General features: G+C 69.3%; 17 protein-coding genes. 16 read left to right on the top strand and 1 reads right to left on the bottom strand.

Annotated features, from left to right (window positions below; translation table 11 throughout):
• Nucleotides 1–8 precede the first annotated feature (8 nt).
• The 14 genes from OG558_RS21225 (at nt 9) to OG558_RS21160 (ending at nt 12,378) form a co-directional block, all read left to right on the top strand.
• Nucleotides 9–1,361, top strand: a complete 1,353-nt coding sequence (locus OG558_RS21225; RefSeq protein ID WP_405071802.1) for a glycoside hydrolase family 32 protein — start codon at nt 9–11, stop codon at nt 1,359–1,361.
• Nucleotides 1,358–2,353, top strand: a complete 996-nt coding sequence (locus OG558_RS21220; protein WP_405071801.1) for a hydroxyacid dehydrogenase — start codon at nt 1,358–1,360, stop codon at nt 2,351–2,353. The genes OG558_RS21225 and OG558_RS21220 overlap by 4 nt, the downstream gene beginning before the upstream one ends.
• A 72-nt stretch (nt 2,354–2,425) precedes the next feature.
• On the top strand, nt 2,426–3,073 hold the full coding sequence (locus OG558_RS21215) for a fasciclin domain-containing protein (RefSeq protein ID WP_405071800.1): 648 nt from the start codon (nt 2,426–2,428) through the stop codon (nt 3,071–3,073).
• 2 nt (nt 3,074–3,075) lie between these two features.
• Nucleotides 3,076–3,693, top strand: a complete 618-nt coding sequence (sigK, locus tag OG558_RS21210) for an ECF RNA polymerase sigma factor SigK (RefSeq protein WP_405071799.1) — start codon at nt 3,076–3,078, stop codon at nt 3,691–3,693.
• Complete coding sequence (locus OG558_RS21205; RefSeq protein WP_405071798.1) at nt 3,686–4,408, top strand: anti-sigma factor domain-containing protein; 723 nt, start codon at nt 3,686–3,688, stop codon at nt 4,406–4,408. Before sigK ends, OG558_RS21205 begins: the two co-directional genes overlap by 8 nt.
• Before the next feature lie 20 nt (nt 4,409–4,428).
• Nucleotides 4,429–4,869, top strand: a complete 441-nt coding sequence (locus tag OG558_RS21200; RefSeq protein WP_405071796.1) for a PaaI family thioesterase — start codon at nt 4,429–4,431, stop codon at nt 4,867–4,869.
• Between the two features lie 8 nt (nt 4,870–4,877).
• Nucleotides 4,878–5,888: a zinc-binding dehydrogenase gene (locus tag OG558_RS21195; RefSeq protein WP_405071795.1), complete on the top strand. Its 1,011-nt coding sequence runs from the start codon at nt 4,878–4,880 to the stop codon at nt 5,886–5,888.
• Between the two features lie 401 nt (nt 5,889–6,289).
• A complete protein-coding gene (locus tag OG558_RS21190) occupies nt 6,290–7,675 on the top strand; it encodes a DHA2 family efflux MFS transporter permease subunit (protein ID WP_405071794.1) in 1,386 nt (461 codons plus the stop codon).
• A complete protein-coding gene (locus OG558_RS21185) occupies nt 7,672–8,619 on the top strand; it encodes a sigma-70 family RNA polymerase sigma factor (protein ID WP_405071793.1) in 948 nt (315 codons plus the stop codon). The genes OG558_RS21190 and OG558_RS21185 overlap by 4 nt, the downstream gene beginning before the upstream one ends.
• Nucleotides 8,620–8,632: 13 nt before the next feature.
• Nucleotides 8,633–9,388: an isocitrate lyase/phosphoenolpyruvate mutase family protein gene (locus tag OG558_RS21180; protein ID WP_405071792.1), complete on the top strand. Its 756-nt coding sequence runs from the start codon at nt 8,633–8,635 to the stop codon at nt 9,386–9,388.
• A gap of 104 nt (nt 9,389–9,492) precedes the next feature.
• A complete protein-coding gene (locus tag OG558_RS21175) occupies nt 9,493–9,696 on the top strand; it encodes an antitoxin (RefSeq protein WP_329474650.1) in 204 nt (67 codons plus the stop codon).
• Nucleotides 9,697–9,803: 107 nt separating this feature from the next.
• Entirely contained in the window at nt 9,804–10,265 is a 462-nt protein-coding gene (locus tag OG558_RS21170; protein ID WP_405071790.1) for a nucleoside deaminase, read from the top strand.
• Entirely contained in the window at nt 10,262–11,143 is an 882-nt protein-coding gene (locus OG558_RS21165; RefSeq protein ID WP_405071789.1) for a TIGR03619 family F420-dependent LLM class oxidoreductase, read from the top strand. Before OG558_RS21170 ends, OG558_RS21165 begins: the two co-directional genes overlap by 4 nt.
• A gap of 101 nt (nt 11,144–11,244) precedes the next feature.
• The gene (locus OG558_RS21160) at nt 11,245–12,378 is read left to right on the top strand and encodes an FAD-dependent oxidoreductase (protein ID WP_405071788.1); all 1,134 of its coding nucleotides are present in this window, start codon (nt 11,245–11,247) and stop codon (nt 12,376–12,378) included.
• 147 nt (nt 12,379–12,525) lie between these two features.
• Here OG558_RS21160 and OG558_RS21155 read toward each other — a convergent pair whose 3' ends face one another.
• Nucleotides 12,526–13,356 (bottom strand): class I SAM-dependent methyltransferase, encoded by an 831-nt coding sequence (locus OG558_RS21155; protein ID WP_405071787.1) that lies wholly within the window; start codon nt 13,354–13,356, stop codon nt 12,526–12,528.
• A gap of 80 nt (nt 13,357–13,436) precedes the next feature.
• Between OG558_RS21155 and OG558_RS21150 the strand changes: the two genes are divergently transcribed.
• On the top strand, nt 13,437–14,072 hold the full coding sequence (locus OG558_RS21150) for a hypothetical protein (protein ID WP_405071786.1): 636 nt from the start codon (nt 13,437–13,439) through the stop codon (nt 14,070–14,072).
• Nucleotides 14,069–14,200, top strand: coding sequence for a hypothetical protein (locus OG558_RS21145; RefSeq protein ID WP_405071785.1), 132 nt, complete (start codon nt 14,069–14,071; stop codon nt 14,198–14,200). The genes OG558_RS21150 and OG558_RS21145 overlap by 4 nt, the downstream gene beginning before the upstream one ends.
• The last annotated feature ends 88 nt before the right edge of the window (nt 14,201–14,288 follow it).

Genomic DNA, 14,288 nt, shown 5'->3' with positions numbered 1-14,288 from the left:
AGGCTTCCGTGACCGACTACCACGAGACCAACCGCGGTCAGTTCCACTTCAGTCCCCGGCACGGGTGGATGAACGACCCGAACGGGATGCTGCACTACCGCGGCACCTACCACTTCTACTTCCAGCACGCCCCCGGCAGCCTGGTCTGGGACACGATGCACTGGGGGCACGCCACCAGCCCCGACATGGTCCACTGGACGCAGCAACCGATCGCCCTCGATCCCGCCGTACATCCGGGTGAGTTGTGGTCGGGCGGCGGTGTGGTCGACGTCGGCAACACCTCCGGGCTCAAGGACGGGGACCACGACCCGATCGCGGTCTTCACCGGCACGCAGGGCGTCCGGATGTTCTACAGCCTCGACGGTGGCATGACCTTCACGGCGTACGACGAGGGCCGGGTGATCGCGCAGCCGAGCGGTCACGAGAGCCGGGACCCGAAGGTGGTCTGGCACGAGCCCTCGCAGACCTGGGCGATGGTGGTGTGGTCGGACGAGAACGGAAACGGAACGGACATCTTCGTCTCGCCCGATCTGTGCACGTGGGAGCGGACCGATCGGTACGTCGGGGACTGGGTGTTCGAGTGCCCGGACTTCACGCCGATGGATCTCGACGGAACGCCGGTCTGGGTCCTGCGCGACGGACGCGGATCATACGTAGTCGGCGACTTCGACGGACGGGAGTTCCGTACGTCGTGGCCGGAGCCACGCACGGTCACCATGAACCCGGGTGGAGCGGCCGGTCACTACTACGCCGCGCAGTCCTTCGAGAACATGCCGGACGGCCGCGTGGTCACGATGGCGTGGCAGGGGCTCAACCGTGGCTCGACCTGGACCGGTAACGCGAGCTTCCCGGTGCAGCAGCGGTTGGTCTCGACGCCGGACGGCCCGCGGCTGTTCAGCCTGCCGGTCGACGAGCTGGCGTCTTTGCGCGAGTCGACGAAGTCGTGGGGCCCTGAGGAACTCACCCCGGAGTCCGCTCTCGTCCTCGACGACGCCGCCACGAGCTACGAACTCGAAGCAACCTTCGACCGTCCTGAGACTGGCACACTCGTCTTCCGCCTTCGGACCGGCGCCGACGGATCGTCCGCTCGTGACGTCGTCTACGACATCGGAGCCGGACTGCTCGACGGCCTGCCGCTGCCGGAACCCGATGGCACGCTCACGATCCGGCTCCTGGTGGACCGCGGTCAGCTCGCCGTCTTCGCCGCGGACGGCGCGTACTACACCTGCTACAACGTCGACTTCGACACGACCGCCACTGGCGAGGGTGTCCAACTCGTCACAACGACTCCCCTTCAACTGACGTCCCTCACCCTTCATCACCTGTCCTCCATCTGGCCGGCCGATACAGTCGCGCCATGACCCGAACTCTGCTGGTGGCGGCGCCGTCGTTCCGGGAGATGGTGTTCTCCGCGCGGAGTGTGTCGCGGCTGGAGCGTCTCGGGCAGCTCGTCGTACTCGACGATCCGGCGGATGCCGGCACGCTGATGGCTGCGCTACCGGAGACCGAGGTGCTGATCACGTCGTGGGGTGCGACGCCGCTCACCGCCGAGGTGCTGGATCACGCGGATCGGCTGCGGTTGATCGCGCACAGTGCCTCGTCGGTGAAGCATTTCGTCACCGACGAGGTGTTCCGGCGCGGCATCCGGATCACCCAGGCCGGACAGGCGATGGCCCGGCCGGTGGCCGAGGTTTCGCTGGCGTTCACGTTGGCGATGCTGCACCGGATCCACCGGTTCGACCACGCGCTGCATCGCCGGGCCGCGTGGAGGGACGCGATCGACGCGCCACCGCAGCACGGCATCGCCGGTTCCCGGATCGGGGTGGTCGGCGCCTCCCGGACGGGCGTCGAGTACATCGCGATGGTCGTTGCCCTCGGCGCCGATGTCGTTGTCTACGACCCCTACCTGACCGACGAGCGCGCGGCGGAGCTCGGCGTACGACGGATCGCCCTGGACGAACTGCTCCGGACCAGCGCCGTCGTCGCCCTGCACGCACCGACGTTGCCGGAGACCCACGAGCTGATCGGTGCGCACGAGCTGACGCTGATGCCGGACGGGTCGTCGCTGATCAACACCGCCCGATCCTGGCTGGTCGACTCGGACGCGTTGCTGGCCGAACTCCAGACCGGCCGGATCGACGCCGCGCTCGACGTCTTCGACGAAGAGCCGCTGCCGTTGGACAGCCCATTCCGCGGTCTGCCCAACGTCCTGCTCACCCCGCACCGCGCCGCCGGAACGGTCGAGTGCTACCTCGAGATGGGCGAGATCGTCGCGTCCGAGATCGAGCGCTACGCCTCCGGCTCGCCGCTGCAGTACGAACTGACCGAGGCCGCGCTCGCCCGCATGGCCTGACCCCACCCATCCGGTGACGGCGCGGCTCCGAAGGGTTGTTGTCAGCAACCACTTCGAGAAAGCGAACTCGTCATGCCCAAGAACCTTGTCCGCGTCGGCCTCGCCGTGTCCGCACTGGCCCTCGTCCTCGCGACGTCGGCGTGTGGCAGCGACGACAAGACCGCCTCCGACGGCTCCGCCCCGTCCACGACCACGAGCGCCGCTCCTTCGATGGACGCCGCCGCGGCCGGGCTCGTCGGCCCGGGCTGCGCCGACTACGCGAAGGCCAACCCGAGCGGCGCGGGTTCGATCGACGGCATGGCCGCCGCGCCGGTGGCCACCGCCGCGTCCGGCAACCCGTTGCTGACCACCCTGGTCTCCGCCGTGTCCGGGAAGCTGAACCCGAAGGTCGACCTGGTCTCCACCCTGAACGGCGGCGAGTTCACCGTCTTCGCCCCGGTCGACACAGCGTTCCAGAAGGTCCCGGCCGCCACTGTCACCACGCTGAAGACGAATGACGCACTACTCACCAAGATCCTCACTTACCACGTGGTCGCCGGCCAGCTCGACCCCACGGCCGTGGTCGGAACGCATCCGACCGTGGAGAAGCAGAACGTCACCGTGACCGGGTCCGGCGACAGCCTCAAGGTCAACGGCGCCAACGTCATCTGTGGGGGTGTGAAGACCGCCAACGCTACTGTGTATCTCATCGACTCTGTCCTGATGCCGCCGGCGAACTGACCGTGACCGATCCGACTTCACTGCCTTGGCCCACCGGGTCGCACCAGCGACCCGGTGAGGTCTCGGACGGCGAGCTGCTGGTGATGACCGCCGGTGGCGACACGGCCGCGTTCAGCGCCCTCTACGACCGGGTCACGCCCTCGGTGTTCGGCCTGGTCCGGCGGATCCTGCGCAACCCGGCCCAATCGGAGGAGGTGACGCAGGAGGTGATGGTCGATGTGTGGCGCACCGCGACCAGGTACGACGCCGGCCGCGGCTCGGCGCACGCGTGGATCCTCACCATCGCCCACCGCCGCGCCGTCGACCGCGTCCGCTCCGAACAGGCCGCGGCCGATCGCACCGAACTCGCCGGCATCCGGTCCGCCGAGGTCGACTTCGACCAGGTCGCCGACACGGTCAGCACGCGGCTCGAGGCGGAGCAGGTACGGCGCTGCCTCGGCGCGCTGACCGAGCTCCAGCGGGAGTCGATCGAGCTGGCGTACTACAACGGTTACACCTACCCCGAGGTCGCCCACCGGCTCGGGGCGAAACTGCCGACAGTCAAGGCGAGAATGCGCGACGGCCTGATCCGGCTCCGCGACTGCCTCGGAACCACCGAAGGGGGCGTACGCCATGACTGATCCAGACGTACACACTCTGACCGGGCCTTACGTCCTCGACGCCTTGCCGGAGGACGAACGAGCCGGCTTCGAGGCGCATCTCGCCGAGTGCGCGTTCTGCACCACAGAGGTCGCCGAACTGCGCGAGGCTGCCGTCAAGCTCGCCACCCCGGTCGCGACTCCGCCACCGCCAGCCCTCAAGGCGAACGTGCTGGCCGCGCTTGAGCACACCCGCCAACTGCCCCCGCTCGTACCCGGCCAGTCCCCGACCCCGGTCGTCCAGCGCCGGTTCAGCCGTCGATCCGTGCTAGCGCTGGCCGCGGCGGCTCTCGCGGTCGCCGGCGCCGGTGGTGTCGCCATCGACCAGTACCGCGAGAAGACCGACGCCGTCCAGGCCAACGAACGGATGGCCGCCGTACTCACGCAGCCCGACGCACGCACCGTCCGCGGTCCGGTCGCCGGCGGCGGTCAGGCCACGGTCGTCGCGTCCGCACAGGCCGACGCGGCAGTCGTCGTACTGCGGAATCTGCCGAAGCTCTCCGGCAACCGCACGTGGCAGCTCTGGATGATCGATCCGTCGCAGACCGCCCACTCCGTCGGTCTGGCCTCAGGTGACGAGGCACAGGTCCTCAACGGCGACGTCACCGGCATGGTCGCCTTCGGCCTCACCGTCGAACCGCCCGGCGGCTCGACCAAGCCGACCCTCCCCGCCGCAGCGCTGATCCCGATGACCTGAGGACGGGTACTGTCGCCCAAATGGAAGAGGCTTCCGCTGAGGTGCGGGCCCGGGTGCGGGCGAGCTTCGAGCGCCAGGGTCTGATGCACCACCTCGGCGCTCGCATCGCCCACATCGGCCCGGGCCGCGTGCACATCGTCCTGCCGAGCCGGCCCGAGGTCACCCAGCAACACGGCTACTTCCACGCGGGTGCGACGAGCGCGATCGCCGACAGCGCCGGCGGCTATGCGGCCTTCACGGTGTTCCGCGAGGACACTTCGGTCCTCACGGTCGAGTACAAGATCAACCTGCTCGCGCCGGCCGAGGGCGATCAGCTCGAGGCGATCGGGACGGTCCTGAAGTCCGGCCGCACCCTGACCGTCTGCACCCTCGAGGTCTATGCGAGCCAAGGCGCCGATCGAACCCTCGTCGCCAGCGGCCAGCAGACCCTGATCCAGATCCAGGCCCGTCCGGAACGGTGAGGAGGACCATGCGGGCGATCGTCATCCGGGGCAAGCTCGAACTCGTCGAGGCCGAGCTGCCCACTCCGGTCCCGCGGGCCGGCCAGGTCCGGCTGCGGATGGCGTACGGCGGGATCTGTGGCTCGGACCTGCACTACTACAACGACGGCGCGAACGGCGCGTACGTCGTCCGCGAACCGCTGGTGCCCGGACACGAACTCTCGGGCACCGTCGACCTCGACCCCTCCGGCGAGCTGGCGCCCGGCACTCCGGTGACCATCCACCCGGCCACCTTCGGCACGCCGGCGGCGGGGATCGAGGATCGCCCGCACCTGTGGCCGGACGGCGCCTACCTCGGCAGCGCGGGCACCTGGCCGCACACCCAGGGCGGCATGAGCGAGTTCGTTGTCGTGGGCAAGCACATGATCCGCACGCTGCCCACGACGCTGCCGCTGCGCCGCGCCACGCTCGCGGAACCACTCGGCGTGGCCCTGCACGCCGTCCACATCGCCGGTGGCGTCGAAGGGCGGCGGGTGCTGGTCTCGGGTTCGGGCGCGATCGGCCTGCTGGCGGCGGCCTCGGCGCTCTCCGCGGGCGCGACCGAAGTGGTGTCGACCGACGTTCTCCCAGGTCCGCTGCGGCGGGCCCGCGAGCTCGGTGTCCACGGCACAATCCAGGTCGGCACCGACGAGATCCCCTCGGAGTACTTCGACGTCGTCCTCGAGTGCACCGGCGTACCCGCGGCCATCACCGCCGCGCTCGACGCGGCCCGCCGGGCCGGCATCGTCGTCCTCGTCGGCGTCCCACCCAACGAGCCGCGCGGCGTGAACCTCTCCCCGTTGGTCTCCCGCGAACTCCAGCTCCGCGGCACCCTCCGCTTCAACGACGAGATCGACCGCGCGGTCCAGCTCCTCGACGCCGATCCGCGGCTCGAGCAGGTGATCACCCACGACTTCCCGGCCCAGCAGGCCGTCCGGGCGTTCACCACCGCCGCCGACTCGAACACCTCCGGCAAGGTCCTGATCTCCCTCTGGCCCTAGCCGTCCGGCTGCCTCGGTCGGTCACTTTGTGCACGAGATCCGTACCGCGCAAGGCCTCCGCGTACGGATCTGGTGCACAAAGTCGCTCTCTGCTGTGGCCGAAACCTATCCGCCGTACACCACCGGCTGGTGGGGTTGTAGTTCAGCCCTGGTTTCTTGCACCGGCCGAGCGTCGCAGCGGCTCGGTGCACAAACACAGGCGGGGCAGCCGACCCATGGGGTTGCCGCCCTTCCCGGAACATCCCGGCCACCTGGCGCTCTCTTGTTTCCGGAGACCGCCTGCGTCCCCACCGACCTCTTGACCGAGTGCGCCTGGTCCACGAAATTCGCACTCATCGCGGCGATGAGTTCGGCTGTCGCCGCTGGTCTGTACAGGTGAGAGCAATTTCCTGGAGGAACCTGTGCGGACGACAAGTGAACAACGATGGGTGCTGGGGCTGGCCTCGATCGGGTCGGTCATGGTGGCACTGGATGTGCTGGTGGTCGCGGCCGCGCTGACCACCATCCGGGCGGATCTCGGCGCCTCGGCCGAGCAGCTCGAGTGGACGGTGAACGCGTACGCCCTGAGCTTCGCGATGCTTCTGATGACGGCCGCCGCGATCGGTGACCGCCTGGGCCGGCGACGGACCTATGCCGGTGGCTTGGCGCTGTTCACCGCGGCGTCAGTGGGCTGTGCGCTGGCCACCTCGGTGCCCTGGCTGATCGCGGCCCGAGCCGTGCAAGGCGTCGGCGCCGCCGCGGTGATGCCGCTGGCGATGGGCCTGCTCGGGGCGGCGTTCCCGCCGGAGCGGCGCGGCTGGGCGACCGGCGTGTTCAGCGGGGTCACCGGCCTCGCCGTACTGGGCGGCCCGATGATCGGCGGAGCGGTGACGGAAGGGTTGTCCTGGCAGTGGATCTTCTGGATCAACGTGCCCATCGGCCTCATCGCGATCGCGCTGGTACTGCGCAAGATCCCCGAGAGCAAGGGTCCGTCGCGGCGGCTCGACCTGGTCGGTGCGATCCTGATCAGCCTCGCCGTACTCGGCCTGGTCTGGGGTGTCGTCCACGGTGAGACCGCCGGCTGGTCGAGCGCCGAGGTACTCGGCTCGTTCGCGGCCGGGGTCGTCCTGCTCGCCGCCTTCGCCGGCTGGGAGGGACGGACGGCGCACCCGATGATCCCGCTCGAATTCTTCCGGAACCGGACCTTCACCGCGGCGAACTCGGCCGGCTTCTTCCTCAGCGCGGCACTCTTCAGCGCTGTCTTCTTCCTGTCCCAGTACATGCAGGTCGTGTTCGGATCGGCGCCGTTGAAGGCGGGTCTGCAGCTGCTGCCGTGGACGGCGACCCTCTTCTTCGTCGGTCCGCTCGCCGGCCGGCTGATCGATCGGGTCGGCGAGCGCCCACTCGTGGTGATCGGGATGACACTGCAGACCATCGGCATGTTCTGGGTCAGCCGAAGCACCGGCCAGTACTACGAACTCGTCGCACCGCTCGTGGTCACCGGCTGCGGGATCTCGCTGGCGATGCCGGCCGCCCAGAGTGCGAGCATCGGTGCGCTGCCACGGGAGGCGGTGGGCATCGCGTCCGGGGTCTACGGCATGACCCGTCAACTCGGTGGCGCAGCCGGTGTCGCCGTCCTCGGATCGGTCTTCGTGTCCGCCGGTGGGTACGCGGGTCACGGCTTCACCCGGGCCCTCGCCGGGTGCGGCGTACTGTCGTTGCTCGCGGCGTTGTCGGGCCTCGGCATCACCGCACGGCGCCGTACCGCCCAGCCGGTCGCCACGAAGGTGGTGGAGGGAGTCGGATGAACCTGGAGGAGGAGTTCGCGCTGCATCGGGGTGGTCTGGTCGCGCACTGCTACCGGATGCTCGGGTCGCTGTACGACGCCGAGGACGCGGTGCAGGAGACCTACCTGCGGGCCTGGCGCGGACAGGCGGACTTCGAGCACCGTTCGACCGTCCGGACCTGGCTCTACCGGATCGCCACCAATGTCTGCCTCAACTTCCTGCAGCACAGCAGCCGGCGGATGGTCCCTTCCGCGCTGGGTGCCCCCGGCAACGATCCGGACGAGCTGCATCCACAGGCACTCGAGGTGCCGTGGCTGGAGCCGTTCCCGGACCAGTTGCTCGGCGCCGACCCGGCCACGGTGGTCGGCGATCGGCAGAGCCTCCGGCTGGCGGTGGTCGCCGCGATGCAGCACCTTCCACCGCGCCAGCGCGCCGTACTGATCCTGCGTGAGGTGCTGACCTGGCCGGCGGCCGAGGTCGCGACCTTGCTCGACACCACGACCGCGGCCGTCAACAGCTCGTTGCAGCGGGCGCGGGCCGAGCTGGCGCGGCTCCGGCCGAGCGAAGAGGACTTCAGCGAGCCGGACGAACCAGTCCGGCGGGCGGTGCTCGATCAGTTCTCGGCGGCCATGGAGAGCAAGGATCTGGTCACGTTGGAGGGACTGTTCACCGCGGACACCCGGTGGGAGATGCCGCCGATCCCGACCTGGTTCAGCGGACGTGGCGACGTACTGCGGCTCCTGGACGCGAAGATGCGGTCCGGTCCCGACCGACGGATCCTGGTCGAGACCTCGGCGAACGGGCAGCCGGCGTTCGCGCTCTACATCCGGGGCGAGGACGCGCTGTACCACGCGCATTCCGTCAAGGTCCTGACCCTGACCAAGGCCGGTATCTCGGCCGTTCTGTCCTTCCACCAGCCCGCGCTGTTCCCGGCGTTCGGACTGCCCATCATTCAATCCCGCTAAGACGGAGATACCCATGTCACTCGCAACCTCACTCCGCGCCCTGCACGTGCCCGGCACGCCCCTGGTCCTGCCCAACGCCTGGGACGCGGCCTCGGCCCGGATGGTCGAACAGGCCGGCTTCCCCGCCGTCGCGACCAGCAGCAACGCGACCGCCGCGATCCTCGGGTACGACGACGGCGAACAGGCACCGGTCGACGAGGTCCTCGCGGCAGCGGCCCAGGTCGCCCGCTCGGTGTCCGTCCCGGTCACGATCGACTTCGAGCGCGGCTACCGGCTCCCGCCGGGCGAACTCGTCGAACGCTTCACCGCGACCGGCGCCGTCGGCCTCAACCTGGAGGACTCGGATCCGGCCACCGGCGGCCTGGTCGATCCGGCCGAACAGGCGGACTTCCTGGCCGCGATCCGCGCCGCGGCCGGCACCGAACTGGTGATCAACGCCCGGATCGACGCGTTCCTGCGCAAAGCCGGCTCCCCCGAGGAACAACTCCGGACCGCGCTCGACCGGGCCGCCCGCTACCTGGCCGCGGGTGCGGACTGCGTCTATCCGATCGGCGTGGGCGATCTCGACCTGATCGGGACACTGGTCAAGGAGATCGGCGGCCCGGTGAACGTCGGCTACGGCCAGGGTGCCAACACGCTCGCCGACTACACAGCGCAGGGCGTCGCCCGGATCAGCTTCGGCCCGATGGTCCAGCGCCACCTGTACGGCAAGCTGGCCGGAACATTCCTCCCGGCGGTCGCCGGGGACCGGAATCCCTTTACCGAATGAACGCTGGGCCAACACGCCCACCGGCCCTTGTGTGTGATCGTCGCGATCGGGTACGAAGGGATAGGTAGTCCAAGGCAACCATCGAGAGAGACGGGGAAACGACGATGGGCATGTTCGACAACCTGAAGGACAAGGCGACGGAAGCCGTCGACGAGCACGGCGACAAGATCGGTGAGGGCCTGGACAAGGCCGGCGACTTCGCCGACGAGAAGACCGGCGGCCAGTACGGCGACAAGATCGACCAGGGCACCGACATGGCCAAGGACCAGCTCGACAACCTCGACGGCCAGGACGACGACATCGAGTAGCCGGACCCCGACCAGAACGCCGAGCGGCCGCAGGCACCACGCCCGCGGCCGCTCGCGGCCTGTGAGAGCACGATCGCGGCGAGCCGGTGAGGCAGTAGCGTCGGTGTATGAGTAGCGATCTTGGGTTCTTGCGGCAGGCGGTGGAGCTTGCGCGGGTGAACGGGGCCGCGGGGCAGTTGCCGTTCGGGGCGGTCATCGTTGATGGCGATGAAGTCGTCGCAACCGGAGTCAACACGGCACTGCGCGACAACGACCCCACGGCTCATGGCGAAGTGGTGGCGATTCGCGCCGCGTGCCGAGAGCTGGGCGCGATCACCCTGGCCGGTACGACGCTCTACTCCAGCTGTGAACCGTGCCCGATCTGCCACACCGTCGCGATCGTGGCGGAGGTGGACCGCGTCGTCTACGCCGCGCCGAAGGAATGGGTGCCGGACCTGCGTACGCCGTACGCTCCGATTCTCACCAAGATCCAGGCTGCCGCGCGTGAGCTCGACCCTGGACGGATCGAGCAGCTGGAGTTGCCCGAGGCCCGCGAGCCGTTCACCGTCTATCTCGAGCAGCTCAGGTGAAGCTCGGGCTGAGCCTGCTCAACTACGGCCCCGACACCACGCCCGAGCTGCTGCTGGCGTGGGCACGGTTCGCCGAGGAGTCCGGGTTCGCGCTCGCGATGATGTCCGACCACGTCGCCATGGCGCCCGAGGTGCAGGCGCTCTACCCGGTCCCGTTCTACGAGCCGTTCACCGCGATCACGTGGCTCGCCGCGCACACCACGCGGCTCTGGCTCGGCACCTCGGTCTCCGTCCTCCCCTACCGGCACCCGTTGCAGACTGCGCGCGTCGGCGCCAACCTCGCCGACCTCAGCCACGGCCGGTTCGTGCTCGGCGTCGGTTCGGGCTGGTCCCAGCAGGAGTACGCCGCACTCGGCGTACCGTTCGACCGCCGCGGCCCCATCACCGACGAGTATCTGGCCGCGATCACGCACGCCTGGACTCACGACATCACGTCGTCCCCCGGGCCTCATGCGCCGTACGACGAGATCCACACCGGACCGCCCTCGGCGCACCGGCCACCGATCTGGGTCGGCGGGGCCGGCCGGGCCGCGATCCGGCGGGCGATCCAGTACGGCGACGCCTGGCATCCCATCAACCCACATCCGCTCTGGCTGCGTGACAAAGGCATGCCGGCCCTGCGTTCCGCCGCAGCCAACGCGGGTGTCGCCGTACCCGCACTCTGTCCGCGCATCCGGGCTCATCCGACGACGCAGCTCGCCGACGACGACCGCGTGCTCGGCGAGGGGACACTCGACCAGATCCGGGCGGATCTGGAAGGTCTGGCCGAGCTGGGTGCGGAGTACGTCGTACTGGACACCTACATCAGCCCGGACGTGCGGCGCACCGCCGAGGAGGACTGGCGCATCCTGGAGCAGGTAGCCGCCCTCAAGCCCTAGCCCGCCTGGCGCGAACGCATCAGGTAGGGGACTCTTGGACTCATCGCCCAGTCGTCTCGTCACCAACCGGCGATGTTCTGGCCGCACCTTCAGGGGGGACGATGCCTGACCGGACGGATCTGCTGGTCGTCGGTGCAGGCCCCTACGCGTACTCTGCGGCCGCCTTTGCCCGTGACAACGGCATCGAGACCCGCATCGTCGGCCATCGGATGGATTTCTGGCGGAGGCACATGCCGGTTGAGATGTTCCTGCGTTCGGGCCCCGACTGGCATCTCGACGGACGCGGCGAGCACACGTTCGAGGCATTCTTCGAGGATCGGGGAATGCGACCCGCAGACTTCGAGCCGATCCCGATCTCGGTCTTCCTCGACTACACGGAGTGGTTCCGCGAGCGCAAGCGCCTCGACCTCGACGAGCGCCTCGTGACCGGCCTGACCACGTCGAACCCAGGCTTCGTGGCAACGATGGACGACGGTGCGACGATCACCGCGGACAAGGTCCTCGCCGCCCCCGGCATCGGCTACTTCCTCAACCTGCCGGAGTGGTACGCCGACGTCCCCGCGCCTCGCCGGTCGCATACCTGTGAGCTGGTCTCGTTCGACTCGTTCGCCGGAGCCCGGGTCGTGATCATCGGCGGCCGGCAGAGCGCCTACGAATGGGCGGCCTTGCTGTGTGACCACGACGCCGAGCACGTGGAGGTGGTGCATCGCCACAGCACGCCCAGGTTCGCCAAGGTGAGCTGGGGATTCGTCGACCAGTACGTCGACCAGACGCTGGCGCACCGGGGATGGTGGCGAGGACTCTCCGTCGAGCGGCGGCGAGCAATCGCTGCCGAGTTCTGGCAGGTCGGGCGTCTCACCCTGGAACCCTGGCTTGTGCCGCGGATCCCCGACACAGTCGTGACCAGTCATCCTGGGTGTGCGGTGGTCGACACGGCAGTCGGCGAACACGACGTGACGCTGACGCTCTCCGATGGCGAGGCGCTGACCGCCGATCATGTGGTCTTCGCTTCCGGTTACCGGGCTGACCTTGCTCGCGTGCCTTACCTGGGCGGTGTCGTGGATCGGGTCTCGCTGACCGAGGGGTTCCCCGACCTGACCGAGGGCCTCGAGACCTCCCTGGCCGGGCTGTACATGACAGGCTTCGCGTCGACCCGCGACTTCGGCCCCTTCTACGGGTTCACCAAGGGGTGCCCGTCCGCCGCCCGCATCGCCATCACCGACATGATGCGCTGACCGAACCCGAGCTCCTGCCGGAGCAGCTCGATCCGGCGGCTCATCGCTGCAGGTACTGGTCGGCTTGATGACTGTTGCCTCACGCAACGGACTGTCGCCGACCGGCACTGGCCCGACCGGGCCGCGTTTCCCTACGGCTCACTGGCGTCAGCGCCAGATGACGGCTTCGATCTCCCGGCGGCGCTCGGAGAACAAGCCGTTGTCGGCGGCCTTGGTCAGCAGGTCGCGAAGGTCGGCCTCGAAGGCGGCGAGGTCCGGGCCGAGCAGGTGGGGGGTCGAGCTGGACAGCGAGAACACGGACGCGACGATGTCGTCGACGCTGCGGTCCTCTATCTCGTTGCCGCCGACGACGATCCGGGTCGGGCCGCGGTAGCCGGCCGTGCGCATGACCTCCTCTTCGCCCCCGCGGGTGCCGGTCGGCAGCACGCTCTGACCGGCGCGGCGGACCGGGCCGAGGTAGCGGACGACGAGCTTGTCGATGTCGTCCCAGGGTGGACGTGGATGCGGGAGCTCGTCGGTGCCCTCCACGCCGCGATGAGTGGTGGCGCCGACATGCACCCAGGCACCGTCCGACGTCAGCATGCCGCGAGCCCGGTCGGCGACGAGCGCCTGATCCATCCAGTGGAAGGACTGCGCGAACGTGACCACCCGGAAGGTCCCGAGATCGGCCGGCAACTCCTCGGCTCGCAACTGCCGCCACCGCACGTTGGTCGACTCCGACCGACTCGCGGCCACCTCGAGCATCCCGCCGTCCGCGTCCACCCCGACCGCTTCGGCGAACAACGGCGCGAGCAAGAGCGTCAGCGACCCCGGACCACAGCCCACGTCCAGCAGCCGCCCGCTCCCGTCGAGCCCGAGCTCGTCCCGTACGGCGTCGGCCAACGCAGCCGGGTAGGCCATCCGCCCGACCGCGTAGTGCTCGGCGCTCCCGGCGTACAGGCTCGGATCCCACTGCCAGTTCCACTCGGTCGAGTCCATCCCGCGATGCTATCGACGGCTCCTGGTCTGCCGTCGACCGAATTTCCGGCGCACACTCGAGGTGGGGGAAGGAGCGTGTCATGTGGCAACCAGATGGATGGGATGTGCGGGCACGGATCGGCGTACTGACGCCGCACGGTGACGTCGGCCCCGAGTCGGAACTCCAGGCGATGGCTCCGGAGGGTGTTCGGGTGCATGCGACCCGTGTGCCGTTCGGGGGGATCAGGTCGGGCGGCCAGATGGACCCGACGATCCCCTTGGCGCCGGTGCAGGCGTTCGTCGAGCCGCCGGACATCGACGAAGCGACGGCCCTGCTGGCCGCCGCCCCACTGGGTGCCATCGGCATCGGATTCACCAGTTCGGCGTACGTGATCGGCGCCGACGGTGAACGCAAGGTCGTCGAGCGGCTGATGGAACACAGCGCCGGCATCCCCGTGGTGTCCACGTGCGCCGCGGCGGTGGCCGGACTGCGGACGCTGAACGTGCAGCGGCTCGCGCTCTTCAACCCGCCCTGGTTCGACGCGGAGCTGGACCGGCTCGGTGCCGGGTACTTCACCTCGCTGGACCTGGACGTCGTCGTCACGGACCCTGCGAGCTGCCGAGCAATCAGCGGAGCATCGGCCCGGCCGACCTGTTCGCGTGGATTGTTGCCCACACACCCGACAGCGCCGAAGCCGTCTTCATCGGTGGCAACGGCTTCCGCACGGTCGGCGTGATCTCCACCTTGGAAGCAGACCTGCAGCGCCCGGTCCTCACCGCCAACTCCGTCCTGCTCTGGGCGCTCCTCCACGCCGCCCGCACGGCCGCCCGCCCGACGAACTACGGCAGGTTGTTCGCGCTCTGAGACAGCCGGCCGAGCCATTGCCACCCGCAACTGGTCGATCAACCCGCCGGCTCCCCCAACCCGAAGGCGCTCGCGACCTCAGCAGCCG

It is taken from the genome of Kribbella sp. NBC_01510 (assembly GCF_045040325.1).
Lineage (GTDB): Bacteria > Actinomycetota > Actinomycetes > Propionibacteriales > Kribbellaceae > Kribbella.
Note: the sequence above shows the minus strand (reverse complement) of the source record. Positions and strands in the feature narration are given on the sequence as shown.

Excerpts from the sequence above, each read along its gene's own strand:
- OG558_RS21220 (WP_405071801.1), top strand. The coding sequence starts at position 1,358 with ATGACCCGAACTCTGCTGGTGGCGGCGCCGTCGTTCCGGGAGATGGTG.
- OG558_RS21215 (WP_405071800.1), top strand. The coding sequence starts at position 2,426 with ATGCCCAAGAACCTTGTCCGCGTCGGCCTCGCCGTGTCCGCACTGGCC.
- OG558_RS21205 (WP_405071798.1), top strand. The coding sequence starts at position 3,686 with ATGACTGATCCAGACGTACACACTCTGACCGGGCCTTACGTCCTCGAC.
- OG558_RS21200 (WP_405071796.1), top strand. The coding sequence starts at position 4,429 with ATGGAAGAGGCTTCCGCTGAGGTGCGGGCCCGGGTGCGGGCGAGCTTC.
- OG558_RS21195 (WP_405071795.1), top strand. The coding sequence starts at position 4,878 with ATGCGGGCGATCGTCATCCGGGGCAAGCTCGAACTCGTCGAGGCCGAG.
- OG558_RS21185 (WP_405071793.1), top strand. The coding sequence starts at position 7,672 with ATGAACCTGGAGGAGGAGTTCGCGCTGCATCGGGGTGGTCTGGTCGCG.
- OG558_RS21180 (WP_405071792.1), top strand. The coding sequence starts at position 8,633 with ATGTCACTCGCAACCTCACTCCGCGCCCTGCACGTGCCCGGCACGCCC.
- OG558_RS21175 (WP_329474650.1), top strand. The coding sequence starts at position 9,493 with ATGGGCATGTTCGACAACCTGAAGGACAAGGCGACGGAAGCCGTCGAC.
- OG558_RS21170 (WP_405071790.1), top strand. The coding sequence starts at position 9,804 with ATGAGTAGCGATCTTGGGTTCTTGCGGCAGGCGGTGGAGCTTGCGCGG.
- OG558_RS21160 (WP_405071788.1), top strand. The coding sequence starts at position 11,245 with ATGCCTGACCGGACGGATCTGCTGGTCGTCGGTGCAGGCCCCTACGCG.
- OG558_RS21155 (WP_405071787.1), bottom strand. The coding sequence starts at position 13,356 with ATGGACTCGACCGAGTGGAACTGGCAGTGGGATCCGAGCCTGTACGCC.
- OG558_RS21150 (WP_405071786.1), top strand. The coding sequence starts at position 13,437 with ATGTGGCAACCAGATGGATGGGATGTGCGGGCACGGATCGGCGTACTG.